Source organism: Stenotrophomonas sp. YJH_SMC_19 (genome assembly GCF_059367915.1).
Genome location: NZ_JCAFRI010000014.1, coordinates 1 through 25,325 on the forward strand (window position 1 = coordinate 1; position 25,325 = coordinate 25,325).

At 66.2% G+C, this 25,325-nt stretch carries 22 protein-coding genes; 11 read left to right on the forward strand and 11 right to left on the reverse strand.

The features are described from left to right. A partial coding sequence (locus AC5P5R_RS14415; RefSeq protein WP_143565881.1) for an integrase core domain-containing protein occupies nucleotides 1-145 on the forward strand: 145 nt, incomplete at its 5' end. 103 nt (nucleotides 146-248) lie between these two features. Beyond that, nucleotides 249-2,258 (forward strand): M13 family metallopeptidase, encoded by a 2,010-nt coding sequence (locus AC5P5R_RS14420; protein WP_005410505.1) that lies wholly within the window; start codon nucleotides 249-251, stop codon nucleotides 2,256-2,258. 130 nt (nucleotides 2,259-2,388) lie between these two features. Here the strand turns inward: AC5P5R_RS14420 and AC5P5R_RS14425 are convergent, their stop codons facing one another. After that, nucleotides 2,389-5,412, reverse strand: coding sequence for a TonB-dependent receptor (locus AC5P5R_RS14425; RefSeq protein ID WP_005410506.1), 3,024 nt, complete (start codon nucleotides 5,410-5,412; stop codon nucleotides 2,389-2,391). 316 nt (nucleotides 5,413-5,728) lie between these two features. Between AC5P5R_RS14425 and AC5P5R_RS14430 the strand changes: the two genes are divergently transcribed. After that, nucleotides 5,729-6,223, forward strand: coding sequence for a VOC family protein (locus AC5P5R_RS14430; RefSeq protein ID WP_100438784.1), 495 nt, complete (start codon nucleotides 5,729-5,731; stop codon nucleotides 6,221-6,223). A gap of 76 nt (nucleotides 6,224-6,299) precedes the next feature. After that, nucleotides 6,300-7,883 carry a phytoene desaturase family protein gene (locus AC5P5R_RS14435; protein ID WP_100438785.1) on the forward strand — a complete coding sequence of 528 codons (1,584 nt, stop codon included), beginning with the start codon at nucleotides 6,300-6,302 and terminating at the stop codon, nucleotides 7,881-7,883. Between the two features lie 194 nt (nucleotides 7,884-8,077). Here AC5P5R_RS14435 and AC5P5R_RS14440 read toward each other — a convergent pair whose 3' ends face one another. The 7 genes from AC5P5R_RS14440 to AC5P5R_RS14470 form a co-directional block, all read right to left on the reverse strand. After that, the gene (locus AC5P5R_RS14440) at nucleotides 8,078-8,752 is read right to left on the reverse strand and encodes a rhomboid family intramembrane serine protease (RefSeq protein ID WP_005410509.1); all 675 of its coding nucleotides are present in this window, start codon (nucleotides 8,750-8,752) and stop codon (nucleotides 8,078-8,080) included. A 93-nt stretch (nucleotides 8,753-8,845) separates the two neighbouring features. After that, the gene (locus tag AC5P5R_RS14445; protein WP_224119427.1) at nucleotides 8,846-9,184 is read right to left on the reverse strand and encodes an MGMT family protein; all 339 of its coding nucleotides are present in this window, start codon (nucleotides 9,182-9,184) and stop codon (nucleotides 8,846-8,848) included. Further along, nucleotides 9,181-10,101 (reverse strand): DMT family transporter, encoded by a 921-nt coding sequence (locus AC5P5R_RS14450; RefSeq protein ID WP_100438786.1) that lies wholly within the window; start codon nucleotides 10,099-10,101, stop codon nucleotides 9,181-9,183. The genes AC5P5R_RS14445 and AC5P5R_RS14450 overlap by 4 nt, the downstream gene beginning before the upstream one ends. 159 nt (nucleotides 10,102-10,260) lie before the next feature. Further along, complete coding sequence (gorA, locus tag AC5P5R_RS14455; protein ID WP_100438787.1) at nucleotides 10,261-11,619, reverse strand: glutathione-disulfide reductase; 1,359 nt, start codon at nucleotides 11,617-11,619, stop codon at nucleotides 10,261-10,263. Beyond that, on the reverse strand, nucleotides 11,616-12,866 hold the full coding sequence (locus AC5P5R_RS14460; RefSeq protein ID WP_100438788.1) for an NAD(P)/FAD-dependent oxidoreductase: 1,251 nt from the start codon (nucleotides 12,864-12,866) through the stop codon (nucleotides 11,616-11,618). The genes gorA and AC5P5R_RS14460 overlap by 4 nt, the downstream gene beginning before the upstream one ends. 3 nt (nucleotides 12,867-12,869) lie before the next feature. Next, nucleotides 12,870-14,114, reverse strand: a complete 1,245-nt coding sequence (locus AC5P5R_RS14465; protein ID WP_100438789.1) for a DUF418 domain-containing protein — start codon at nucleotides 14,112-14,114, stop codon at nucleotides 12,870-12,872. A 99-nt stretch (nucleotides 14,115-14,213) separates the two neighbouring features. Beyond that, a complete protein-coding gene (locus AC5P5R_RS14470; protein WP_012480915.1) occupies nucleotides 14,214-14,696 on the reverse strand; it encodes an FKBP-type peptidyl-prolyl cis-trans isomerase in 483 nt (160 codons plus the stop codon). A 73-nt stretch (nucleotides 14,697-14,769) separates the two neighbouring features. On the opposite strand from AC5P5R_RS14470, the gene AC5P5R_RS14475 reads away from it, so the two are divergent. Then, nucleotides 14,770-15,348 (forward strand): C40 family peptidase, encoded by a 579-nt coding sequence (locus AC5P5R_RS14475; protein ID WP_172459930.1) that lies wholly within the window; start codon nucleotides 14,770-14,772, stop codon nucleotides 15,346-15,348. Between the two features lie 131 nt (nucleotides 15,349-15,479). Beyond that, nucleotides 15,480-16,253 (forward strand): C40 family peptidase, encoded by a 774-nt coding sequence (locus tag AC5P5R_RS14480; protein ID WP_005414115.1) that lies wholly within the window; start codon nucleotides 15,480-15,482, stop codon nucleotides 16,251-16,253. Nucleotides 16,254-16,628: 375 nt separating this feature from the next. Here the strand turns inward: AC5P5R_RS14480 and AC5P5R_RS14485 are convergent, their stop codons facing one another. After that, the gene (locus AC5P5R_RS14485) at nucleotides 16,629-17,963 is read right to left on the reverse strand and encodes a dicarboxylate/amino acid:cation symporter (protein WP_005410518.1); all 1,335 of its coding nucleotides are present in this window, start codon (nucleotides 17,961-17,963) and stop codon (nucleotides 16,629-16,631) included. Between the two features lie 153 nt (nucleotides 17,964-18,116). Here AC5P5R_RS14485 and AC5P5R_RS14490 point away from each other — a divergent pair, with 153 nt between their 5' ends. From AC5P5R_RS14490 to AC5P5R_RS14510, 5 genes are all read left to right on the forward strand, one after another. Then, nucleotides 18,117-19,823 (forward strand): alkaline phosphatase, encoded by a 1,707-nt coding sequence (locus tag AC5P5R_RS14490; protein WP_099527251.1) that lies wholly within the window; start codon nucleotides 18,117-18,119, stop codon nucleotides 19,821-19,823. Continuing rightward, the gene (locus tag AC5P5R_RS14495) at nucleotides 19,820-20,365 is read left to right on the forward strand and encodes a WG repeat-containing protein (protein WP_049433610.1); all 546 of its coding nucleotides are present in this window, start codon (nucleotides 19,820-19,822) and stop codon (nucleotides 20,363-20,365) included. Before AC5P5R_RS14490 ends, AC5P5R_RS14495 begins: the two co-directional genes overlap by 4 nt. A gap of 540 nt (nucleotides 20,366-20,905) precedes the next feature. After that, nucleotides 20,906-22,192, forward strand: a complete 1,287-nt coding sequence (tilS, locus tag AC5P5R_RS14500) for a tRNA lysidine(34) synthetase TilS (protein ID WP_171968556.1) — start codon at nucleotides 20,906-20,908, stop codon at nucleotides 22,190-22,192. 36 nt (nucleotides 22,193-22,228) lie between these two features. Further along, nucleotides 22,229-22,489: an exodeoxyribonuclease VII small subunit gene (locus AC5P5R_RS14505; protein ID WP_005410522.1), complete on the forward strand. Its 261-nt coding sequence runs from the start codon at nucleotides 22,229-22,231 to the stop codon at nucleotides 22,487-22,489. Then, nucleotides 22,479-23,357 (forward strand): polyprenyl synthetase family protein, encoded by an 879-nt coding sequence (locus tag AC5P5R_RS14510; RefSeq protein WP_100438790.1) that lies wholly within the window; start codon nucleotides 22,479-22,481, stop codon nucleotides 23,355-23,357. The genes AC5P5R_RS14505 and AC5P5R_RS14510 overlap by 11 nt, the downstream gene beginning before the upstream one ends. 81 nt (nucleotides 23,358-23,438) lie before the next feature. On the opposite strand, the gene AC5P5R_RS14515 is transcribed toward AC5P5R_RS14510, so the two are convergent. Next, nucleotides 23,439-23,813 carry a DUF4870 domain-containing protein gene (locus AC5P5R_RS14515; protein WP_005410524.1) on the reverse strand — a complete coding sequence of 125 codons (375 nt, stop codon included), beginning with the start codon at nucleotides 23,811-23,813 and terminating at the stop codon, nucleotides 23,439-23,441. 87 nt (nucleotides 23,814-23,900) lie between these two features. Then, nucleotides 23,901-25,268, reverse strand: a complete 1,368-nt coding sequence (gene pmbA / locus AC5P5R_RS14520) for a metalloprotease PmbA (protein WP_099484059.1) — start codon at nucleotides 25,266-25,268, stop codon at nucleotides 23,901-23,903. Nucleotides 25,269-25,325 lie beyond the last annotated feature (57 nt).

A 25,325-nucleotide genomic window follows, 5' to 3' on the forward strand; every position in this document is an offset into this window, starting at 1 on the left:
CGAATACGCCTCCTCGGACCAGCGCAATTCCGTGCTGACCCAATGGCTGCACCACTACAACTGGCACCGCCCTCACATGGGGATCGGTGGCCAGCCACCTATTTCCAGAGTCCTGCTGAACAACGTGGTGGGTTTACACAGCTAGCGGCCGACCCTGGTCGGCGAAAGCAGCGTGATGCGTGCATGCCGCGTCGATGCGCGGCTTGCTATAGTGCGCGCGCCCTCAATCCATCACGGATTCGTTCCACATGCCCAATTTCCGTCCGCTTGCCATCGCCCTGGGCATCAGCCTGGCGACCCTGGTCCCGACCCATGATGCGTTCGCCGCCGCCAAGAAGAAGGCCGCGCGCGCCCCGGCCGTCAGCGCCCAGTGCAGCGACTTCTATGACGCCACCAACGCAGGCTGGCTGAAGGCCAACCCGGTGCCACAGACCGGTGCCACCACCGCGCTGGGCCAGCTGGTCGACCGCAGCCGTCAGCAGCAGCGTGAACTGCTCGACGCAGCGATGAAGGCGCCGCAGGGCAACGTGCAGAAACTGCTGGGCGACTTCTGGGCCAGCGGCCTGGACGAAGCCGCCGTGGAAGCCGACGGATCCAATCCGATCGCCCCGCTGCTGACCCGCATCAACGCCATCAAGAAGGCCAAGGATGTGCCGGCCTCGATCGCCGCGCTGCACCAGGTCGGCATCCCGGTGGCCTTCAACTTCGGCCCGGACGTGGACCTGAAGGCGCTGGACCGCCACATCGGTTACTTCATGCAGGGCGGCATGGGCCTGCCGGACCCGGCGTTCTACACCCGCACCGACGCCGACACCGTGGCGCTGATGGGCCGCTACCGCGCCTACGTCAAGCAGATCCTGGCGCTGACCGGCACCCCGGCCGCCAAGCTGGATGCCGAGTCGCAGGCGGTGATCGCGCTGGAAACCGAACTGGCGCGCAATGCGCAGTCTCTGGCCGGCATCAACAACCCGTTCAACAACTACGCGCCGATCTCCACCAAGGAGCTCAACAGCCGCTACCGCAACCTGCAGCTGGATGCCTTCCTGAAGGCCCAGGGCGTGGACGACGATCTGGTCTCGCTGGCCGACCCGGGCCTGTTCAAGCAGCTCGATGGCATGGTCACCAAGCTCAAGCCGGACCAGTGGAAGGCCTACCTGCGCTGGCGCGTGGGCGACTCGATGGCGCCCTACCTGTCCAAGGCCTACCGCGACGCCGAATTCGAATTCCGCGGCCGCGTGCTGCGTGGCGAAACCCTGCCGCCGCAGCGCTGGGAAGACGTGCTGGAGGCGATCAACGTGGCCGCCGGCCCGATGCTCGGTCGCGAATACGCCGCCCGTTACCTGTCCGCCGAAGATCGTCGCCAGGCGGCGTGGATCGTCGACAAGGTGCGCGAAGTACAGATCGAAGCCGTCAAGAACAGCAGCTGGATGAGTGCCGAAGCCAAGACCGAAGCGCAGGCCAAGCTGGCCGCGCTGAAGATCGAGATCGGCACCCCGCTGCGTGATCTCGACTACAGCGTGCAGCCGATGGGCCGTGGTTCGTTTGGCGGCAACATGCTGATCGCGTCGACCTGGCGCCATCGCGAGGAAATGAAGCGCATCGGCAAGGGCAACGCCGACCGCCGCTGGGACGTGCTGCCGCAGCAGCCGTCGCTGGCCTACGATCTGGCGCAGAACCGCCTGATCGTCACCGCTGCGATCCTGCAGGGGCCGGTGTTCAACGCCAAGGCCGACGCTGCCGACAAGTTCGGCAGCTTCGGTGGCCTGGTCGGCCACGAGCTGACCCGCGCGATCGATGCCAAGGGCGCGCTGGTCGACGCCAAGGGCGAACTGCGCAGCTGGTGGACCCCGGCCGACAAGACCGCCTGGACCCTGCTCGGCAACCGCGTCGCCGCGCAGTACAGCGCGTACGACTTCCCGGGCGTGAAGGGTGCCAAGGTCAACGGCACGCTCACCCAGGAAGAGAACCTGGCCGACATCGCCGGCCTGGAACTGGCGTGGGCCGCGTACACCGCGCAGGAGCCGAAGGCCAAGCCGGCACAGCAACAGGGCTTCTTCCGCGCGTGGTCGGCGTTGTGGGCGCAGCAGCTGTCGCCGAACGAGGCCGTGCGTCGCCTGACCGCCGACATCCGTGCACCGGGCCTGTGGCGCAGCAACGGCACGCTGGCCAACCTGCCGGCGTTCGGTGCCACCTTCAGCTGCAAGGCCGGCCAGCCGATGCAGCGCAGCGAAGCCGAGCAGATCAAGGTCTGGCGCTGAGCTAACTGCTGCAACTGGTAATGCAGAGGGCGCCTTCGGGCGCCCTTTTTTCGCTTGGCGACCCAAAAAAGGGACCCCGGCATGGCCGGGGTCCAGGTCGTTTTCTGGAGAGATCGATCAGGTGCTGCGATCAGAAGTCGTAGGACGCACTGACACGAACCGAACGAGGCGCGCTGAAGTAGGTACCCATGCCGTAGGTGTTGGACACCGTGTAGGGGCCATCTTCATAGACCGCGTCAGACTGCACCGCGCGACGCTGGTTCAGCACATTGAAAACATCCAGGCTGAAAGCCAGCTTGTGATCGGCAAACGAAGGGCGATACATCACGCCCAGATCCAGGCGGGTCGTCCAGGGCTGCCGGCCGGCGTCACCCGGACGCGACGGCTTGCCACCGCAATAGTGATAGGCCGCGTCGTAGCCCAGCGGATCACTCTCATCGGTGCCGTAGTAGCCCAGGCAGCTCTTCGGCGCCCCCGACATGATCCGCAGGGTGGCCGACGCCGACCACTCGTCGTTGAACATATAGGCGCCATAGCCCTTCAGCTGGTGACGGCGGTCGTTCGCCAGATAGCCACCGGCGTATTCCATCAGTGCCGCGGCATCCCAGTCCTGGGTCTTGGAGACGTCATCCTGGCCGATATCCGACTTCACCTGGCCTTCGGTATTGCCGAAGCTGCGCGACCAGGTGTAATCCAGACGTCCGTACCACTTGTCGCTCAGCGGGTGCTCGATGAACAGATCGACGGCGATGTAGTCACGCTTGGCCTTCTTGTTGCCGTAACCCCAGTCGGCGGAGCTCATCTGCACCGGCGTGTAACCCGAGCCATCCGCGTGTCGGATCATGAAGGTGTTGGTCTTGCCCGGATTGAAGATCACACAGCCCGGGACATCGAGATTGCTGTCGTCGACGCCCATCGCGGCAAGCTTGTCGTGGATGCGATCGGAGTCACAGGTATCGTCGATGGCCGTCTGCAGGCGACGATAGGTGAACTTGGCACCGGAGCTCCAGCGCTCGCCCAGCGTCTTCTCGAAGCCAAGGATCAGCTCGTCCTGGTACTGCGACTTCAGGTCGGTCGGCGCAATCGACAACGGATCAGGGGTCTGGCCATATTCATTGTTGGCTGACACCGGGCCCGGGCCCAGAGCGGTCAACCCGGTCGGGTTGCCGTTGGCATCAATTCCGCTATAGGTGAAGTACTCGCGGGTGAACGTCGAGGCGGAAGCACCACGAATGGCAACGCTGTTGGGCAACGCCAGGTAGTAGCGGCCCAGGTTGGCGAACACCTTCAGCGACGAATCGCCAAACACATCCCAGCTCGCGCCCAGACGCGGCGCCCACTGGTCACCGCTGTCGACGTAAGGCTTGGCCGCACTGTTGTAGTTGGTGAACTTGTCATTGCGGATGCCGAGGGTCACCAACCAGTTCGGCGTGACCTGCCAGCGGTCCTCCAGATAGTAGGCCTTCTGCTTGACCGACATGCTGGTGGTCGTGGAGAAGATGTACTTCTGCACGAAGTAGCCATTGCCGCCCGGCGGGGTGATATCAAAGCCCGGATTCGGCGACGAGGCCGGATCAACACGACCATAGATCCAGGCATACCCCGGCCCGGTCATCGCCTGACCTTCGTTATGCCCCTGGAAGTACATGTTATCGATGCCACCGGTCAGCTCGTGGTTGCCGATGCGGTACTGCAGGTCTACACGCAGGCCTCGGGTCTTGCTGCCCGCATCTGACGACTTGGTATAGAGCGCCGACTGGTCGTTGCGGATGGGGCGGCCACCGGTAATGGACGGATCCTGATTGCCCGGGCTGCTGAGATAGGGGTTGGCCGTATCCAGCGGATTCGACTCCAGATTGCTCTCCTTGCTGCGACCCCAAACCGCACTCAGGGTCAGGTCATCGTTCAGGTAGCCGGTGTACTTGAAGATGTCAAAGTCGTCCTTGAGCTTCGTGGTGTTCGGGAACGTGCCGGTGCGATCACCTTCGGCCAGGTCCTCGTAGTCGAACGATCGGTAGTAGCCACCGTTGCGATCGGTGTTCTGCACGCGGGTGTATTCCAGCGTGTTGCTATCGTTGATGTTCCAGTCGATCTTTCCATAGAACTTCGGCGCATCAATGGTGTAGTGGTTGCGCACCTGCTGCGTTGCTGCAGAGCTGTTCGTGGACACACCTTCGGTGCGGTCCTTTTCCGCAGCCAAGTGAATGAACAGACGATCCTCGATCAGCGGGCCACTGGCATAGCCACTGTAGGTGGTACGCGTGGCGACATCGTCCTTGCGGTAGCGATAGAGCGAACCAGGCAACGAGTCATCGGTGTAGCTGTATCCATCTGGCAGCTGGCGATTGGGATAGATGACAGTGGCCGCAGAAGCCGACAGCGAGTCCGGGGCCCAGGTGGCCTGCACGCCGAAATGCCATTCATTGGTGCCGCGCTTGCCGAGCTGGTTGATCACACCACCGGTGGAGCGCCCGTATCCCGCTCCGTAGCCGCCCATGAACGTTTCCTGCTGGTCGATCGACCCATAGGGCAGGCTGATACCACCCAGGTTGCTGAGCGGATTGTTGGCCAGGAAGCCATTCAGATAGTAGGCATTCTCAGTAACACTGGAACCACCGAAAGACAGCACCGAACGCGAGCCATTGCTGAACGCGCCACTGCCTGCGACAACACCTGGCGCCAGCAATGCGATGGCTTCGGCGCTACGCCCCAGTGGCAACACATCCAGTTGCTCGGACGTAATGACCGACTTGGACACCGTATTGGTGACATCGATCTTCGGCACATTCGCCGCGACGACGTTCACGGCCTCCAGCGTGGTGGCGGCACTGCTGCCACCGGCAAACGACACCTCGGTGCCAACGCCGACCTTCAGCAGAACATTCTCGCGCTGATCGACGGTCTGGCCGTCACGCTGCTGGATGATGGTGTACTTGCCCACCGGCAACGAGCCGAGGTTGTAGCGGCCATTGCTGTCGACGGTCGCCGAGCGTTTCAGGCCCGTATCGCTCTGCACGACGATGGTCGTGCCGGCAGGCGCACTGCCGTACAACGAACCGGTCGTGCTCTGCGCGGCTGCGGCGCCGATGAAAGAAGTCAGGACGACCGCCAAGGCGGTACGCTTCAACCTTGCGACGTGCTTGCTGCTGGTCATGGAGTTTCCTTGATTCGGTGAAGATCAGGCTGCAGTTGCAGAGTTGCTGCACGGAAGCGACAGCCCCATGTAGCTGAACCAAATATTAATTTCATCAATTCTTAATTTGCAATGGCAGCTGAACAAAAATAACCAATTGAAATTGAAGGAAAAGTTTTGATACAAACATGAACTTTGTTCAAGTTTTGTTTATTAATCAGCCGCTTGCAGCCCGCTCCTCCCGTTTCCGCCCCCAGTCTCCGGTCACCGTGATACCCATCCCGGCTTAACACCCGGCGTGCTATCGCTGCGGCCTCGTCCATCGCGGAGCCCCGACATGGCACACAAGAACACCATCTGTGTCTGGTACGACAACGGCGCGCTCGAGGCCGCCACCTTCTATGCCAGCCTCCTGCCCGACAGCGCGGTCACCGCCGTGCATCACGCGCCGGGCGACTACCCGGATGGCAAGGAAGGCAACGTGCTGACCGTCGAATTCACCGTCTGCGGCGTTCCCTGCGTCGGCCTCAACGGCGGCAGCGCGTTCAAGCACAGCGAAGCGTTCTCCTTCCAGATCCAGACCGAGGACCAGGCCGAGACCGACCGTCTGTGGAATGCGATCGTCGGCAACGGTGGCCAGGAGAGCCAATGCGGCTGGTGCAAGGATCGCTGGGGCATCTCCTGGCAGATCAGCCCGCGCATGCTCATCGAAGCAGTGACCAGCAAGGACAAGGCACTGGCCAAGCGCGCATTCAACGCGATGATGCCGATGAAGAAGATCGACATCGCCACCATCCAGGCCGCAATAAAAAAAGGGGACGGAGGGGATTAAGTCGTTTCTGCCCATCGCTGCCGACCCAGTGCGAATTGCGACTTAATCCCCTCCGTCCCCTTTTTTTGAGGTGCTGATGTCCTGGGATGCAATCATCATCGGTGGTGGCCACAACGGCCTGGTCTGTGCGGCCTATCTGGCGAAGGCCGGAAAGAAGGTGCTGGTCCTTGAACGGCGCGGCGTGCTCGGCGGAGCGGCGGTCACCGAGGAGTTCCATCCCGGCTTCCGCAACTCGGTGGCGTCGTACACGGTGTCGCTGTTGCAACCGAAGGTGATCGAAGACCTGCAACTGCATGCGCATGGGCTGCGCATTGTCACGCGCCCGGCCAACAACTTCCTGCCATTGCCCGACGACCGCTACCTGTTGTCGGCACCTGGCCGCACCCAGGCCGAAGTCGCTGGATTCTCCGAGCGGGATGCACAGCGCCTGCCAGCGTACGAAGCACGCCTGGAGATCTTCGCCGATGTACTGCGCGCGTGGGCTCTCCGCGCGCCACCGGACATCGGCGTCGCCGGCGGCTGGCGCGGCCTGCCCGCACTTTGGCAGATGGGGAAGCTCGGCCGCGAACTGGCGGCGCTGGATGCACCGCTGCGGCAGGAGCTGCTGGACCTGTTCACGCTGTCGGCGGCGGAATACCTGGACCGCTGGTTCGAGAGCGAGCCGATCAAGGCGCTGTTCGGCTTCGATGGCATCGTCGGCAACTATGCCAGTCCATACACACCGGGCAGCGCCTACGTGTTGCTGCATCACGTGTTCGGCCAGTGCAATGGCGTGAAGGGTGCATGGGGCCATGCGATGGGTGGCATGGGCGCGATCAGCCAGGCCATCGCCAGCGCGGCGCGCGAGGCCGGGGCCGAGCTGCGCGTGGATGCCGGCGTGCGACGGGTACTGACCGAACAGGGCCGCGCCGTGGGGGTGGAACTGGCCAACGGCGAAACCCTGCGTGCACGCGCGGTGGTCGCCAACGTCAATCCGAAGCTGCTGTACGAACAGCTGCTGGAGCCGGCGCAGGTACCGGCTGCCACACGCGAACGCATGACGAACTGGCGCTGCGGTTCCGGCACCTTCCGGATGAACCTGGCGCTGTCGCGGCTGCCGGAGTTCCGCGCCCTGCCCGGTCCGGGCGATCACCTCAGTGCCGGCATCATCATGGCACCCAGCCTGGACTACATGGATCGCGCCTGGCTGGATGCGCGCCGCGACGGTTGGTCGCGCGAACCGATCGTGGAAATGCTGATACCCAGTACGCTGGACGATTCACTGGCACCGCCCGGGCAGCATGTGGCCAGCCTGTTCTGCCAGCACGTGGCGCCGGTACTTCCTGATGGGCGTCACTGGGGTGACCACCGCGGGACGGTAGCCGACCTGATGATCGCCACCGTTGAACGCTATGCGCCCGGCTTCGCTGACAGCGTGCTCGGTCGTCAGGTGCTGTCCCCGCTCGATCTGGAACGCACCTTCGGCCTGGTCGGCGGCGACATCTTCCACGGCGCACTGAGCGCCAACCAGTTGTTCTCGGCGCGGCCGATGGTCGGCCAGGCCGGCTATCGCGGCGCCCTTCCCGGCCTGTATCTGTGCGGGTCGGGTACCCATCCCGGCGGTGGTGTTACCGGTGCACCGGGGCACAATGCGGCGCAGGTGGTGCTGCGGGACCTGTAGCGGTGTGCCGACCAACGGTCGGCACCCACAGCGTCAAATGATCCCATTCAAAGCGTGCCAACCAAGGTTGGCACCTGCCCGCGTGGGAAAAGGTGTGCCGACCAACGGTCGGCACCTACCGCGTCAAATGATCCCATTCAAAGCGTGCCAACCAAGGTTGGCACCTACCCGCGTGAAGCGAGGCGCATCGCGCCTCACTTCACGCTGCGCAGATGGTTCGGGCGCTTCGGTGGGCCGGGCGGGCGGCGCTTGTTGAACGGCGGCTGCCCGCGCCAGTAACGGATCAGCAACCAGCCGAACAGCATGCCGCCCAGGTGCGCGAAATGGGCCACGCCCGGCTGCCAGCCGGTCATGCCCAGCACCAGTTCGCCCACGCCGAACAGGATCACGAAGGTCCGCGCCTTCATCGGGATCGGCGGGAACAGCAGCATCACCCGCTGGTTGGGAAACAGCATGCCGTAGGCCAGCAGCAGGCCAAACACGCCACCGGAGGCGCCCAGCACCGTCGCCGGGTTTTCCAGCAGCGTGCCCACCAGCAGCTGGCAGACGCCTGCACCAGCCACGCACACCAGGTAATACAGCAGGAAGCGCTTCTCGCCCCAGGTCTGCTCCAGCGGCGCGCCGAACATGAAGACCGCCAGCATGTTGAAGAACAGGTGGCCGAAGCTGCCATGCAGGAAGCCATAGGTCAGCAGCTGCCACGGCTGGAAGTTGCCACCCGGCGAGAACGCATCGAAGCCCTGCTGCAGCGGTTGCAGCATGAACGGCTCGAAGGTCTGCATGCCGAGCAGGAACGGTTGCTGCAGCAGGAACAGGATCGCATTGGCGATCAGCAGGGCCTTGGTGACGGTTGGCAGTCGCGGGAACATGGGAGTACCGGCATGGAACGGCCTCCATCATAGCCGCAGCACCGTGTCTTGTTAGCGGCCCTCAGGTCCGGCCTGTTCAGTCGCCAGCGGTGCTCATCCCGGGCCCCACACAGCGGCATCCAGTGCCGCTGCCGGATCAGCCGCCGGCATCCGCACCCGGCCGTTCTCCACCACCACGCCCTCCGCGCGCAACCGCTGTGACTGCTCGCGCCATCCGGCCGACCCTTCTTCCATGGCAATTCGCCCATCCGAGCGCAGCACGCGGTGCCAGGGCAGGTCCGGGTCGTCGTTCTGGCCCAGGATGCGCGCGGTCAGCCGCGCACGCCCGGGCAGGCCCGCGCGCATCGCTACCTGCCCATAACCCATCACCTGCCCTACGGGGATCGCGCGGATCACCGCCAGGATGCGCGCACGCGCCTGCTCGGGTGTCAGCGCCGCAGGCGGGTCACCAACAGTACGCCGATCAGTACCAGCACGGTGCCGGCGATCTGCGCCGGCCCCATCGGTTCGTCGAGCAGCCATAGGCTCATCACGATGGTGGAAACAGGGCCCAGCATACCGACCTGCGCGGCCAGCGACGAACCCACGCGCTGCACCGCCAGCATGATCGCCAGCACCGGCAGCACCGTGCACACGGTGGCATTGACCAGCGACAGCCGTTGCACTGGCGCCGGTGCCTGCCACAGCAACGGCAGCGGATGGCTCACCGCGAAATGCAGCAGCACCAGCACGCTGGCCACGCAGCTGGCATAGGCGGTCAACCGCACCGCGCCGATGCGTGCGACCACCTGCCCACTGCCGAACAGGTACAGCGCGTAGCTGAGCGCACTGCCCAGTACCAGCAGGCTGCCGACGATGATCTGCCCGCCCTCGCGCTGCAGATCGTGGCCGAAGGCGAGCAGCACGCCCAGATAGCTCAGCACCAGCGCGCCGATCTGCCACCGACCGGGCCGCTGGCGCGCCAGCAGCACGTTGATCAGCAGCACCAGGGTCGGGTTCAAGTAGAGAATCAGGCGCTCAAGGGTCACGCTGATGTACTGCAGGCCCTGGAAGTCGAGCAGACTGGACAGGTAGTAGCCGGTGAAGCCCAGCCACAACACGCGGGCACGGTCGGCCCAGGACAGCGGCTCGGCCCGGCGCGCGGCCCACAGTGCCATCAGCACGAACAGCGGTAGCGCCATCAGCATGCGCAGGGCGAGCAGCGTGGTGGCATCCACGCCGTGACGCAGGCCGAGCTTGACGATGATGGCCTTGCCGGAGGCGGCGATGGCGCCGATCGCGGCCAGGCCGATGCCTCCCAGCGCGATGCGTGGGGAAGCGGTGGCGATACGGGAAGCGGGGCTGGACATCAGGACGACGGCGGGCCGCACGGGGCGGCCAGGGAAGGCGCAAGGGCGTCCATTGTCGCATGGGTGCGCCTGGTGACCTGGAGAGCCCAGCCTGTGCTCGGCTGCCCCTGTCTGCACGGAACGCAGCCGAGCATAGGCTCGGCTCTAAAACCGTCCAGCTCAGCGCATCAGGACGACTTCCTCGGCCGAGGTCGGGTGGATCGCCACGGTGTCGTCGAACTGGACCTTGGTCGCGCCCATCTTCACCGCCACCGCAAAGCCCTGCAGGATCTCGTCGGCCGCTTCGCCCAGCAGGTGGATGCCCACCACCCGTTCTTCCGGACCGGCACAGACCATCTTGAACAGGCTGCGCTGGGTGCCGTTGGCCAGCGCCTGCAGCATCGGACGGAAACGGCTGTGGTAGACGCTCACCTGATCGAACCGCGCGCGCGCCTCTTCTTCGCTCATGCCCACCGCGCCCAGCGGTGGATGCGAGAACACCACGCTGGCCACGTTCTCGTAATCCATCTTCGACTGCGGGCGGCCACCGAACAGGCGGTCCATCAGCCGCCGCGAAGCGGCTACCGCCACCGGGGTCAGGCCGACCTTGCCAGCGATGTCGCCCACCGCGTGCACGCTCGGCACACACGTGGTCTGCCATTCGTCCACCTGCACCTGCTGGTGTTCGCCGATACCGATGCCGAGCGCTTCCAGGCCCAGATCGCGGCTGTTGCCACGGCGGCCGGTGGCAAAGAACACCGCGTCGAACACGCTGTCGAGCGGGCCATCATGGCCGAATGCACGTACGCGTTCGCCATCGCGCTGCAGTTCGCGCAGGCGATAGCCAAAATGGATGCGCACGCCCTGCTGCTTCAGGTTCTCGGCCAGCTGATCGGTCAGCTCGTAATCGAAGCGATCCAGCAGCCGCTGGCCACGCACCAGCAGGCTCACCCTGCTGCCCAGTGCCTGCAGCAGGCCGGCCAGCTCCACCGCGATGTAACCGCCACCGATGATCGCCACCTCGGCCGGTGCCGCGCGCAGATCGAAGAAATCATCGGAGACCAGGCCCAGTTCGGCACCGGGGATGTCAGGCCGCAGCGGGTGCGCGCCGGTGGCGATCAGGATGTGTTCAGCGCTGTAACGCACGCCATCGCTGCAGGCCACGGTATGCGCATCGAGCAGATGACCGCGCGCCGGAATGCGCACCACGCCGGTTTCGTCCAGGCGCTTGTGGTAGCTGGTGTGGATGTTGCTGATGTAGGCCTGGCGATGGATCACCAGCTCCTTCCACGACAATGCCGGGCGTGCCTTGACATCGAAACCCATCGCACTGGCCAGGCCGATGCGCTCGTGCAGGTCGGCCGCCAGCCACATGGCCTTCTTCGGCACGCAGCCGACGTTGACGCAGGTCCCGCCCAGTTCACCAGGCTCCAGCAGCGCCACGCGCTTGCCGTGCTGCGCGGCGCGGATCGCGCCAGCCAGGCCGGCGGAACCACCGCCAAGGACGATCAGGTCGTAATCATAGGGTGCAGTGCTCATCGGAATCGCTCGGGTCGGTAAGGGGCAGGATCGATCGCCGGCGTGCGGCCGCAGACGAGATCGGCGATCAGCTGGCCGGTGCCGGCGCTCATGCTGATGCCGAGCATGCCATGCCCCGCTGCAAGCCAGACGTGAGGATGCGCGGGCGCGCGGCCGATCAACGGCACGTCGTCCACGCTCATGGGGCGCCACCCGCACCACTGCTCCTGCAGCTGCGCACCACGTGGCGCGCGCAGGTAGTGGTCGGCGGCCTGCTGCAGGGCCTGCAGGCGGGTCGTGCGCAGCTGCGGATCGGCACCGGCAAATTCCATGGTGCCGCCCAGCCGCAGCGCTTCGCGCCAGGCGATCACGAACACGGAATGGTCCTTCAGCACGACTGGACGCTGCGGCACCTGCGCCGGTCGTGACCAGGTCAGCGAGTAGCCCTTGCCGGGTTGGATCGGCACGCGCAGACCCAGTTGCCGCGCCCAGCGCGGTGACCACGGCCCGGTCGCCAGCACCAGCTCTCGCGCCTGCAGCATGCGTTCACCGACACGCACGCGCACACCCTGCGCATCAGCGCTGAAATCCTCCACGTCCGACTGTTCTTCGATCACCACGCCCTGTGCGCGCAGCACGCGCGCCAGTTCGGCGGTGTAGCGGTCCGGACGCAGCTGGGCATCGCCGGGGAAGTGGATCGCACCGGCAAGGCGATCATGGAACGCCGGATTGTCGCGCGCGTAGTCGGTGCCATCGATGCGCGCCGAGGCAATGCCCTGTGCGTTCAGCGCCTCACACTCGGCAGCGTGGTGATCGAAATTGCGGGCGTCACCGAACACATAGTCCAGACCGCGCGCCTCGAACTCGCAGTCCAGCGCATGCGTCTGCACCCACTGCGCCAGGCGCAGCCGTGAATCATTCAGCAATGCGCCGCGTGCCCGCGTGGCGTGCAGCCAGTCGCGTGCGTTGCAGCGCGCCCCGAACTGCAGCAGCCAGCGCCACAATGCTGGGTCCAGGCGTGTACGCACGTACAGCGGCGCACGCGGATCGAGCATCCAGCGCAGCGCGCGCAACGGCACGCCGGGCGCTGCCAGCGGTGGCGCGTGGCTGGGGGTGATGGTGCCGCAGTTGCCATGCGAGGTCGCGCCGCCGACACGCCCACGGTCGATCACGCGTACCTGCCGGCCCTGTGCACGCAGCGCGAGTGCGGCAGCCAGTCCAATGGCACCGGCGCCGACCACGATCACATCCTCGCGCGCGCCCTGCATCGATCAGCCCTGGCCGGCCTCGCGCCGCATCGGCGGCCACTGCCGATAGGTCATCGCGCGCCACAGCCATTCCATCGGCCCAAAGCGGAAGCGGCGCAGCCATACGTGCGAGATGCCCACCTGCACGGTGAACAACAGCAGCGCGAACATCAACTGCACGCTGCGTGGCATCGTTTCGAACGCGCCCAGGCCGTAGTGGTAGAACAGCCAGGTGCACAGCAGCGACTGGCCGAGGTAATGGGTCAACGCCATGCGCCCGACCGGCGCCAGCCAGCCCAGCCGCGCGCGCCAGTGTACGATCCAGGCCAGGTAACCCAGGCACATCGGCAGGCCGCCGATCGTCACCAGCGCCATCGCCGCCGTAACCGGCAGATCGTAAGCGCCCGGCGCCAGATACGGCTTCCAGGCAACACCCAGCAGCGTGACCAGCAGGCCGAAGGGCAGCGCCCCCCAACGCAACACCGCATACAGCCGCGGGAAGCGATCCGGCGTGGCCAGCGCGCCGCTGCCGGCAAACCAGCTGCCGATCAGGAACATGCCCAGCACTTCCGGGCCGGTGATCAGCATCGCCCCCATCGACGTGCCGAACTCGCTCAGCCGCTGCGCATTGGCCTGCATCCAGCTGCCCTGCCCGTATACCAGGCGCTGCAGATCGATGCTCTGCTGCGCGTCGGTGAGCATCTTCCGCACGTCCTCCGCCGAAGCCATCGACACCATCGCGCCGACCAGCAGCATCATCGCCACACCGCCGAGATAGACCGTTACGCCCATCCACGGCAGCCAGCTGCGCGGCGCCTCGCGGCAGGCCAGCAACGGCAACGAGACCAACGCGTACATCACCAGGATGTCGCCGGACCAGACCAGCAGCGCGTGGCACAGGCCGATCAGCAGCAGGCCAGCGCTGCGGCGCAGGTAGAACGGGGTGAAGTCACGCCCGGCCGCCTCGGCGCGCTGCGCCATCACCGCGAAGCCGGCGCCGAACAGCAACGAGAACAGGGTGAAGAACTTCCCCTGCACGAATACGTAGACAAAGGCATCGGCCCAGTAGTCGATACCCTGCCAATGCACGTTGATGCCGGTGAAGGCCAGGTCCAGCGGTCCGCTGAAGGCCTCGATGTTCATCAGCAGGATGCCCAGCAGCGCAGCACCGCGCAGCACGTCCAGCACGGCGATGCGTTCGCCGGAAGCCACCGGTTGCAGGGAAGGAGAAGCGGCGTTCACGGGGCGTCCGTCGGGCAGGTCCGCCATTATGCCGCCGGCCCGCGTGCCATGGATGGCCGCGCCGTGTTCCAGAAACGCAATGGCCCGCCGAAGCGGGCCCTTGCTGCCATCATGATCGCGCTGCGATCAGTGGTGGTGACCGCCATCGCCGTGGACGTGGCCGTGGTCGATCTCTTCCTTGCCGGCTTCGCGCACATCGACGATTTCCACGTCGAAGTGCAGGTCCTTGCCGGCCATCGGATGGTTCAGGTCGACGTCGACGACGCTCATGCCGACCTTCTGCACGGTCACCGCACGCGGGCCGAAGTTGGTCTGCAGCACGACCTGCTGGCCCGGAGCCAGCTTGGTGTTGCCGAAATGCTTCTTCGGCACGCGCTGGGACAGGCCCTCGCGGCGCTCGCCGTAGGCATCGGCTGCGTTGACGTCAACGCTGAAGGTCGCGCCGGCTTCCTTGTCCATCATGGCGTTTTCCAGGCCCGGGATGATGTTGCCGTGGCCGATCAGGATCGCCAGCGGCTCGCCGCGGTCCTTGGACGATTCGATCGGCTCCTGGCCGACTTCGGAAACGGTGTAGTGGAAGCGGACAACGCGGTCTTTTTCGATCTTCATGCGCAACTCTGTCTGGATCTGCCGGAGGCAGGCGGGTTGGGGCGGGTTGTCGCCCGGCGGGGACGCCGCCATCATGACGGCCAATCCCAAGGTGGCGCATTATCCGGAGAACATGCACATCACGCCAGTTTCGTCCGGCCTGCGCCGGCTCCTCGCCCCGGCCCTGCTGCTGGCCCTGCCCGTGCTGATGACCGCCTGCGGCGGCGGCAAGGCCACCCGCCCCGCTCCGCCCCCGCCGACCGTGAACTGGCCGAAGACCGTGCCGGACAACCCCGAGGCGGCCAACTCGGTGCTGATGCGTGCCATCAGCCTGGTCGGCACCCCCTACCGCTATGGCGGCAACACCCCGGATTCCGGCTTCGACTGCAGCGGCCTGGTGGCCTATGTCTATCGCGAGATGCTGGACCTGAAACTGCCGCGCACCTCGCGCGACCTGGCGGCGGTACAGGGTCCGAAGATCGATCCGCAGCGCCTGGCCACCGGCGACCTGGTGTTCTTCGGCAGCCGCGGCAGCGTCACCCATGTCGGTATCTATGTCGGTGAAGGGCGCTTCGTGCATGCGCCGAGCACCGGCGGCACCGTACGCCTCGACTCGCTCAGCGGTCCCTACTGGAAGGACCACTACACAGGGGCGAAACGCGTCCTTCGCTAAAATGAACAGGCGATATGTTCAAAACTGTGACGAGCATCACCGCTCAACTAACGAATTACTAACGGAATTTTTAACTTATCCGCGCTTTTACAGGGCATGATGCCCCATCGTTTTTTTCCTGTGACCGACGCGTGACGACTGACGACCTGAAAAGCGAAGGCCAGACTTCCGTATCTTCACGTAGTGCCCGCCCGCTGTTGCTTGGCCTGGCACTGTGTCTGACCAGCCTTCCGGCCTGGTCGCAGACTGCTCCGAACCGTTCCGATGTGACCCCGGCCCCGGTGGCCGAGAGCACCGCCCGACCGGCCGCCAAGGCCGAGGCTGCCGCTCCGCAACGCAGCCGCGTCGACGCCGCCGCCAGCGCTACCCTGGCCGCCCTGCTGCCTCACCTGGCCGCCAACGACACCATTCCGCTGATGGACCGCTCGGCCGTGGTGGCCGGTGACCTCAGCCGCCTCCTCGCCAACTACGACACCAGCAGCGCTGCCAATGGCAGCGTTGTCGGCACCGCGGCCGACAATGGCAAGGTGCAGTCGCTGCTGCGTCGCGCGATGACCCTGCTGGGCACCCCATACCGTTGGGGCGGCAGCAACCCGGACAGCGGCTTCGACTGCAGTGGTCTGGTCGGCTACGTGTTCCGCTCGGCCCTGGGCATTGAGCTGCCGCGCGTCTCGCGCGAAATGGCACATGACGACAACGCCGAACTGATCAACGACCGCACCGCGCTGGCCGCCGGTGACCTGGTGTTCTTCGGCCGCAAGGGCCGCGTCGATCACGTCGGCATCTATGTGGGTGATGGCCGCTTCCTGCACGCACCGAGCTCGGGCAAGGACGTGCGCGTGGACACCCTGCTCAGCGGCTACTGGGGCAACAAGTTCATGCAGGCCCGCCGGGTCGATCTCTGATCTGGCCGGTTGGCGCTACCACGCCGCCTGACACGAGAAAGCCGCTGCCCTGCAGCGGCTTTTTTGTTAAGCCCGCGCAATGGTGGGTAGCTGCCGATCTTGGTCGGCACCGCCTTCATCCACGCAGGGCTTGGATCTACCGACCTCTGGTGGGTACTGACCTCTGGTGGGTACTGACCTCTGGTGGGTACTGACCTCTGGTGGGTACTGACCTTTGGTGGGTACTGACCTTTGGTGGGGGCCGACCGTTGGTCGGCACCGCCTCCATCCACGCATGGCGTGGATCTACCAGACCCGGCATGACCGCCACCGCGCCAGCCAGCTCCCAAACAAAAAGCCCGCCGTTCAGGGCGGGCCTTTCGTCTCCACACACCCTCAGCCGCGTGGCGGCGTCGGATCGGGGTCGTCCACACCCACATTGCTGGACGGATTGTCATACACCGCCTGGTCGAGCAGCCCGGTTTCCTTGGCCACGATCACCGGCACCAGCATCTGGCCGGTCACGTTCGTCATCGTGCGCATCATGTCGAGGATGCGGTCGATGGCATACAGGTAGCCGATCGTCTCCAACGGCAGGTTGGCCGCGCTCAGCACCACCGTGGCCATGATCACCGCGGTACCCGGAACACCGGCCGTACCGAAGCTGCCCAGCACCGAAGCAATCAGCACCACCACGTACTGTTCAGGGGTCAGCGGCACACCGCTGTACTGCGCGATGAACACCGCGCACAGCGCCGGGTAGATGGCACCGCAGCCGTCCATCTTGATGCTGGCGCCCAGCGGCACCGCAAACGAACCGTAATCCTTGTTCACGCCCAGGTTGTGGGTGATCGAACGCAGTGCCACCGGCATCGCCGCGAAGCTGGAAGAGCTGACGAACGCAACCTGCATGCCCGGCGCCGCACCACGGAAGAACTTCAGCGGGTTCAGTCCGTGCGCCAACAACAGTGCGCTGTAGACCACCACGATGTGCAGGGCGCAGGCCACGTACAGGGCCAGCACGAAATGCCCCAGCGGCAGCAGCTTCTCGAACCCGTAGCTGCCGACCAGGCCGGCGATCAGGCCAAAGGTGCCGATCGGGGTGACTTCCAGCACGAAGCGGGTCACCTGGATCATGATGTCGCTCATCTGGCCGACCAGCTTGCGCGCCTCGGTCACCTTCTCGCCGAGCTTGACGATGGCGAAGCCGACCAGGCCAGCGAAGAAGATGACCGGCAGGATCGAGCCACGGCCGGCGGCCAGCACGGTTTCGCCGGCCGCGTTGACCTTGGTGCCGATACCAGACAGCGCATAGAAGACATTGGCCGGTACCACGTCCAGCAGCACCTGCACCACGCTGGGCACTTCGCGCGGCACGTAATTGCTGGCCATCGTCAGCTGCAGGCCACCGGCGCCGGGCTGCAGCACGGTGCCCACGCCCAGTCCGACGCACACCGCCAACGCAGCGGTGATCACGAACCACAGGAAGGTGCGGCCACTGAGCGCGGCAACCGACTTCTGGCCGTGCAGCGACGAGATCGCATTGATCACCGCGAAGAACACCAGCGGCACCGCGATCATCTTGATCAGGGTGACGTACAGCTCGCCAAGCGGGCCGAACCACGTTTCCGCGGCCGGGCCGAGCGCCCAGCCGGCCAGCGCGCCGAGCACGAAGCCACCGACCACGCGCTGCCAGAATGGAATCCGCAGCCAGGCAGAGACCAGCTTCATAGGCAATCCAGAGGGAAGGAAGGGATGCTGGCACGATAGCCCATCAACGGCTGGGGAACGACCGCCCGACCGGCAAATCAGTGTGTCATCGGCGTGCCTTCCGAGGGCGGGCATAATGAACGTCCCGTTACAGTTTGTGAGATCCCAGCGTCCATGCGCCGTTCCGTCTCCCTGTTGGCCGCCTGCGCCACCACCCTGCTGCTGGGCGCCTGCGCCAGCACCATCCCCGCCACTGCCCCGGCCGGCCTCAAGGTCGCCGTCGACCCCGTCGCCCACCCGGCCGGCGAGACCCCGCAGTGGTGGTACCGCAGTGGCGCCGCCCAGGCCGCCGCCAACGGTGCGATGTCCGGCAAGGCCAAGAACGTCATCCTGTTCCTCGGCGACGGCATGAGCCTGACCACCGTGGCCGCCTCGCGCATCTACGAGGGCCAGCGCAAAGGTGGCTCCGGTGAAGAGAACCTGCTGTCCTGGGAGCGCTTCCCGGCCACGGCATTCAGCAAGACCTACAACACCGATTCGCAGACGCCCGATTCGGCCGGCACCATGACCGCCATCACCACCGGCGTGAAGACCCACATGGGTGCGATCGGCGTCAGCGCCGGCAGCCGGACCGACTGTGCCGACAGCCTGTCCAAGGGCCTGCTGACCTGGCTGCAGCTGGCCGACAGCGCCGGCCTGGCTACCGGCGTGGTCTCCACCGCGCGCCTGACCCATGCCACCCCGGCCGCCACCTACGCGCACTCGCCCGAGCGCAACTGGGAAAACGACACCGACCTGACCGAAGCGGCCAAGGCGGCCGGCTGCAAGGACATCGCCCAGCAGCTGCTGTCGACCTCACGCTATGGCCGCGGCCCCCTGGTCGCCCTCGGTGGCGGCCGCGGTGAATTCACCACCGTGGAAGAGCGCGATCCGGAATACGACGACAAGGTCGGCCAGCGCCTGGATGGCCGCAGCCTGGTGCAGGAATGGCAGCAGGCACACCCGCAGGGTGCCTACGTGTGGAACAGCAAGCAGCTGGCCGCCGCCGCCAACGCACCGGCCATCCTTGGCCTGTTCGAGCCGGACCACATGCGCTACGAGTACGAGCGCCCGCAGGATCCGGGCGGCGAGCCGAGCCTGGCCGAACTGACGGCTGCAGCGATCAAGAATCTGGCCAAGCACCAGGAAGGCTACGTGCTGATGATCGAAGGCGCGCGCATCGACCACGCCAACCACAGCGGCAACGCCTACCGTGCACTGACCGAGACCGTGGCCCTGTCCGACGCAGTGCGCGTGGCCAACGAGCTGACCTCCGCCGACGACACCCTGATCATCGTCACCGCCGACCACTCGCACACGCTGAACTTCGTCGGCTACCCGGCACGTGGCAACCCGATCCTGGGCAAGGTCAAGGACAAGGGCGGCGAAGACGGCGCCGGCAAGCTGGACTACGCGCTGGACGGCACCGGCCAGCCGTACACTACGCTGAGCTATGCCAACGGCCCGGGCCATACCGGCAGCAGCAACCAGCAGCCGGCCGGCCCGAAGCGCTACCCGCACAACCCGAGCAGCTTCGAACCGGCCAACGGCCGCCCGAACCTGCGCGAGGTCGACACCGAGCATCCGGACTACATGCAGGAAGCACTGGTGCCGATGAAGTCCGAATCGCACGGCGGCGAAGACGTCGGTATCTGGGCACGCGGCCCGGGCAGCAAGGCGATCCGCGGCACGCTGGAACAGAACGCGATCTATCACATGATCGTGCAGGCCACCCCGGCCCTGCGCGAGCGCCTGTGCCAGGCCGGCACCTGCGATGACAAGGGCGTGCCGGTGCAGCTGCCGGCACCGACCGCGTTCGAGCGCAAGGCCGAGGCCAAGTGATCGCACGGCAGGCCCGCCCTGACGCTGCCAGCGGCCGCTTCGCGCGGTCGCTGGCCCTGCTTGGGATGCTGGTCAGCGCCACTGCAGCGGCACAGGCACCGGCATGCAAGCTGCTGACCGACGAACACGGGTTGTGGCCACTGCCCAACTGCGAGGTGATCGATCACCGGCCGAAGATCAGCGCCGACACGCTGAAGGACCTGAATTACGACGACCACGGCCTGGCAGTGGTGTACGCCGACCAGGGTTTCCACTACGTCGACCGCAAGGGCCGCAGCCTGCCGGTGCTGACCTGGGACAACGGCCCGGAAACGCCGCAGGAAGGCCTGCTGCGCGCCCGCGTCGGCAACCGCGTGGGCTACTTCGACCTGACGTTCCGCCAAGTGGTACCCGGCACCTTCGATTTCGCATGGCCGTTCCAGGACGGCGTGGCCGAGGTCTGCAATGGCTGCCGTCGCGGCACGCCGGATGCCGATGGCCACACGCCGATGGAAGGCGGAGAGTGGTTCCGCATCGACCGTTCGGGTCGTCGGGTGAAGTAGGGTTTTCGGCAGGGCTGCGCCCTGCACCTGCCGAAGCCGAAGCCAAATCAAGATCAAAAGCGGCTCTGGTTTTCTGTGAGTTGGGCGGGGCGGTATGGGTGGTCAGGACTCGCCGTAAACCCGTCCATGGGGGCTCGATGGCGCCATCCATGGCGCCAACGGTCCTGCCCACCCACACCGCCCCACCCCCGACAGTTTTCCGGTGACGGTTGGACCATCCACGCTTTGCGTGGATCGTATCTGTCAGATATCGAATTGAATCCGGGGTCAGATCCGTTTTCCGCAGGAAAACGGATCTGACCCCATGAGCAACCCGACAGTTCGCAGGAAACTGTCGAAGGCGGGGTGGGTCCGGTTGCGGGAGTGTCCGCGGCATGGATGCCGCGGCCAAGCCCCCAAGGACGGGTTTACGGCGTCTCCCGCAACCGGACCCACCCCGCCTACCCTCAGGAAACCAGCTTCTGCTGTTGCTGTTGCTGTTCCTCTGGATCGTAGCGGGTGCAGGGCGCAGCCCTGCCGAGCAACCCTATACTTGCCACCGTGACTGCCTTCCCTGCCCTCGTTCCGCTGGATGCGCCGCTGCTGGTGGGCTACAGCGGTGGCGTCGACTCCACCGTGCTGCTGCACTGGCTGTGGCGCTGCGCGCAGACTTCCGGCACCGCCCTGCGCGCGGTGCACGTGCATCACGGCCTGCAGCCCGATGCGGATGACTGGGTGCTGCACTGCCAGCAGCAATGCGACGCCTGGGGCATTGAGCTGGCCGTGCACCGCGTGCAGGTCGAGAACGGCACAGGCCTGGGCACCGAAGGTGCCGCGCGACAGGCACGACGTGCCGCGTTCGCGGCTGAGCTGCGCGACGGTGAGACGCTGGCACTGGCGCAGCACCAGGACGACCAGGCCGAGACCTTCCTGTTGCGCGCCCTGCGCGCTTCCGGCGTCGATGGCCTGGCGGCGATGTCCACGCACAGCCGCCTTGGCGAACATCCCTTGTGGCGCCCGCTGCTGGCGGTACCACGCAGTGCACTGCTCGACTACGCGCGCCAGCACGCGCTGCGCTGGATCGAAGACCCCAGCAACGCGGAAGACCACGCCGATCGCAACTTCCTGCGCCTGCAGGTGTTGCCGTTGCTGCGCCAGCGCTGGCCGCATGTGGCTGCAGCATTGGCGGGCAGCGCGACGCATTGCCGGCAGACCCGCGAACTGCTGGACGAGGAAGACGCCGAGCTGATCGCGCATGTGGAAGTGGCACCGCGCGTGCTGTCACTGGAACTGCTGCGCCAGATGTCGCCGCGCCGCGCGGCACGCGTGCTGCGCGCGTGGGTGCTGGGCCATGATGCGGCACCGTTGCCGGCCTCGGTGTTGCAGCAGGCGCTGGAGGAGCTGTTGCCGGCCGACACCGACCGCCAGGCGCGTGTGCGCTGGCAGCAGCACGTGATCCAGCAATGGCGCAACCACGCCTATCTGCTGCCGGCCCGGCTGCCCTCGCTGCCCCTCGACTGGCAGGCCGTGTGGGATGGCCGTGCACCGCTGCCATTGCCCGACGGCGGCCAGCTGAGCCTGCTGGGCGCCGGCGCTTTCGAACAGCCACTGCAGGTCCGTGCACGCGTGGGCGGCGAGCGCATCCTGCTGCCGGGTCGCCAGCATTCGCACGCGCTGAAGGACTGCCTGCAACGCGAGCACCTCGCCCCCTGGCGACGCGCGCAGCTGCCGCTGATCTTTGATGGCCCGCAGTTGCTGGCCGCCGCCGACCTGGTCATCGCCGCACCGCTGCAGGCCTGGTTGCAGGCGCATGACGCGCAGTTGCAGTGGCGCCCGGGCGGCTGGTGAATTGACCCCCGCGCGCGGCCCGTCCACACTTGCCGCATGGCCAAGAAGTCCCCCGAAAACGCCTCCCCCGTCGCCCAGTTCGAGCAGTCGCTCGAATCGCTGGAGCAGCTGGTGGAGCAGATGGAAACCGGCGAGCTGAGCCTGGAAGCTTCGCTCAGTGCTTACGAGCGTGGTGTCGGTCTGTACCGCCAGTGCCAGCAGGCACTGGAGCAGGCCGAACTGCGCGTGCGCCTGCTCAGTGATCCGGCGCAGCCGGAAGCCTCCGAGCCCTTCGACCCGCCCAGCCATGACGGCTGAGGTTCTGTTCGCGCGCTGGCGCGACCGTATCGAAAGCCAGCTCGATGCCGCCCTGCCCTCGCCTGCCGAGGCGCCGCAGCGCCTGCATCAGGCCATGCGCTATTCGGTGCTTGGTGGCGGCAAGCGCATGCGGCCCCTGCTGGTCTACGCCAGTGGTCACCTGTTCGGTGCGCAGCCGGAAAGCCTGGATGCGGCGGCCATGTCCGTCGAGCTGATCCATGCCTATTCGCTGGTGCATGACGACCTTCCGGCGATGGATGACGACGCCCTGCGTCGCGGCAAGCCCACCACCCACGTAGCCTTCGACGAAGCCACCGCGATCCTTGCTGGCGACGCCCTGCAGACCCGTGCCTTCGGCCTGCTGGCCGATGCGCCGCTGCCGGCCACGTTGCGCGTGGCCTGCCTGCAGACTCTGGCCCACGCCTCCGGCGCGTCTGGCATGTGTGGCGGCCAGGCGCTGGACATCGATGCCACCGGCCAGCAGCAGACGCTGGCGGCGCTGACCCGCATGCACGCGCTGAAGACCGGCGCGCTGATCCGCGCGGCAGTGCGCATGGGCGCGCTGTGCGGCCAGGCCCACGAACCGCAGCTGGCCCAGCTCGACAGTTTCGCCGATGCACTCGGCCTGGCCTTCCAGGTCCGCGATGACATCCTCGATGTCGAAGCCAGTTCCGAACAGCTGGGCAAGACTGCCGGCAAGGACCAGGCGCAGGACAAGAGCACCTTCCCCGCCCTGCTTGGCATGGACGGCGCAAAGGCCCAGCTGCAAGAGCTCGCAGCGCGCATGCAGTCGATCCTGGCCGGGTATGGCGAGGAAGCCGACGCGCTGCGCGCGCTGGCGACGCTGGCGGTGGAACGCGATCACTGATCGCTGCACGCGGCCCGGCATTCCCCGCACACGAAAACGCCCGGCAGTGCCGGGCGTTTTCAGTTCCGCGTGCGGACGATCCTACTTGATCAGGCGCAGCGCGAACGGGTAGCGATAGGCTTCGCCGTTGTTGGCCTTGACCGCAGCGATGATGCTGAACACCAGGCTGATGATGCCGACGATCGGGGCCAGGAACACGCCGATGATCACGATGGTGAGGATCATGCTGATGACCATGGCGATGGTCACGGTGATCTGGAAGTTCAGGGCTTCCTTGGCCTGGTCGGTCACGAAGGCCTTGCCAGCATCGTCCTTGTTGATCAGCCAGATGATCAGCGCGCCGATGAAGCCGGTGAAGATGCCCAGCAGGTGCGCGGCCAGGGCCATGGTGCGCTGGTCGGCCGGAACGTCGGCGGTGGCCGGTGGCGGCGGCGGGACGTTATCGAATTCACTCACGACAAAACTCCTTTTCATTGGGTGGTCTTGACCAACCAGCACCCAGCTGATTGCGTCAGGCGGGCATAGCTTACGCCATCGACGGCATCAATCATTACCTGCGATGGTCATCCGCCCCAACAGGATCGAACCGGTCCGGATGTGCGAGCGGGGATCGACGTCGCTGCCGACCGCCTCGATGCTGCTGAACATCTCGCGCAGGTTGCCGGCGATGGTGATGCCGTCCACCGGGTACTGGATCTCGCCGTTCTCGACCCGGAAGCCACCCGCGCCACGCGAATAGTCGCCGGTCACGCCGTTCACGCCCTGCCCCATCAGCTCGGTCACCAGCAGGCCATCGCCCATCTGCCGCGCGATGTCCTGCAGCGGGCCGGCATTGGCCGCCAACTGCAGGTTGTGCACGCCACCGGCGTTGGCGGTGGTCTGCAGGCCCAGCTTGCGTGCCGAGTAGCTGCCCAGCACATAGCGCTGCAGCACGCCGTCGCGGACCAGAGCCGAGGCCCGGGTGGCCACGCCGTCGCCGTCGAAGGCGGCCGAGCGCAGGCCACGGCGCAGGTGCGGCAGCTCCTCGATCTGCATCCAGTCCGGGAACAGGCGCTGGCCAACGCTGTCCAGCAGGAAGCTGGCCTGGCGATACAGAGCACCGCCGGACACCGCCGACAGCAGGTGCCCGACCAGGCTGCGCGCCACTTCCGGGGCGAACAGCACCGGCATGCTGCCGGTGGCCAGCGATCGTGGCTGCAGGCGGGCGACAGTACGCTCGGCGGCACGACGCCCGACCAGGCCGACGTCCTCCAGGTCCTCGCGAGCCAGCGCACTGGTGTACCAGCCGTCACGCTGCATGCCATCGCCCTGCCCGGCGATCAGCGCACAACCGACCGAATGGTGGGTGCCGCGCTCACGGCCGATGAAACCATGCGAATTGGCATAGACCGACAGGCTCTGCATGCTCGACACCGAGGCGCCGTCGGAATTGCGGATCTGCGCATCGGCCTCACGGCCTGCAGCTTCGCAAGCCAGGGCCAGGTCCACCGCCTCGTCGGCCTGCAGCGCCCACGGGTGCCAGCCGTCCAGGTCCGGGAAGTGGGTGGCCATCAGCGCCGCCTCGGCCAGGCCGGCGGCCGCGTCATCTTCGGTATGCCGGGCGATGGCGCAGGCCTGCTCGACCGTGGCCGCCAGGCTGGCCTCGTTCAGGTCGCCGGTGCTGGCGCTGCCCTTGCGTTGGCCGAAATACACAGTGACGGCGATGCCGCGGTCGCGGGTGGACTGCACGGTTTCGACCTCGCCGAGGCGGACATTCACCTCCAGCCCGCGGTCTTCGCTGCAGCTGACTTCAGCCTGGCTGGCGCCCAGCGCGCGGGCGCGGTCGAGCAGCTGCTGGGAGAGGTCGGCCAGCCGTTCCAGCCGGGCCGGGCTGTCGTCGCCGACGGCGGCTTCAGGGGCGATCACGTTCAATGCTTTATCCTGTACGGGTTGGGCCCGGCATCACGCCGGGCGACTTTTTTTGAAATC

Bases quoted from the DNA above. Each gene is read 5' to 3' on its own strand.
- AC5P5R_RS14420 (WP_005410505.1), top strand. From the start codon at position 249: ATGCCCAATTTCCGTCCGCTTGCCATCGCCCTGGGCATCAGCCTGGCG.
- AC5P5R_RS14425 (WP_005410506.1), bottom strand. From the start codon at position 5,412: ATGACCAGCAGCAAGCACGTCGCAAGGTTGAAGCGTACCGCCTTGGCG.
- AC5P5R_RS14430 (WP_100438784.1), top strand. From the start codon at position 5,729: ATGGCACACAAGAACACCATCTGTGTCTGGTACGACAACGGCGCGCTC.
- AC5P5R_RS14435 (WP_100438785.1), top strand. From the start codon at position 6,300: ATGTCCTGGGATGCAATCATCATCGGTGGTGGCCACAACGGCCTGGTC.
- AC5P5R_RS14440 (WP_005410509.1), bottom strand. From the start codon at position 8,752: ATGTTCCCGCGACTGCCAACCGTCACCAAGGCCCTGCTGATCGCCAAT.
- AC5P5R_RS14450 (WP_100438786.1), bottom strand. From the start codon at position 10,101: ATGTCCAGCCCCGCTTCCCGTATCGCCACCGCTTCCCCACGCATCGCG.
- gorA (WP_100438787.1), bottom strand. From the start codon at position 11,619: ATGAGCACTGCACCCTATGATTACGACCTGATCGTCCTTGGCGGTGGT.
- AC5P5R_RS14460 (WP_100438788.1), bottom strand. From the start codon at position 12,866: ATGCAGGGCGCGCGCGAGGATGTGATCGTGGTCGGCGCCGGTGCCATT.
- AC5P5R_RS14465 (WP_100438789.1), bottom strand. From the start codon at position 14,114: ATGGCGGACCTGCCCGACGGACGCCCCGTGAACGCCGCTTCTCCTTCC.
- AC5P5R_RS14470 (WP_012480915.1), bottom strand. From the start codon at position 14,696: ATGAAGATCGAAAAAGACCGCGTTGTCCGCTTCCACTACACCGTTTCC.
- AC5P5R_RS14475 (WP_172459930.1), top strand. From the start codon at position 14,770: ATGACGGCCAATCCCAAGGTGGCGCATTATCCGGAGAACATGCACATC.
- AC5P5R_RS14485 (WP_005410518.1), bottom strand. From the start codon at position 17,963: ATGAAGCTGGTCTCTGCCTGGCTGCGGATTCCATTCTGGCAGCGCGTG.
- AC5P5R_RS14490 (WP_099527251.1), top strand. From the start codon at position 18,117: ATGCGCCGTTCCGTCTCCCTGTTGGCCGCCTGCGCCACCACCCTGCTG.
- AC5P5R_RS14505 (WP_005410522.1), top strand. From the start codon at position 22,229: ATGGCCAAGAAGTCCCCCGAAAACGCCTCCCCCGTCGCCCAGTTCGAG.
- AC5P5R_RS14510 (WP_100438790.1), top strand. From the start codon at position 22,479: ATGACGGCTGAGGTTCTGTTCGCGCGCTGGCGCGACCGTATCGAAAGC.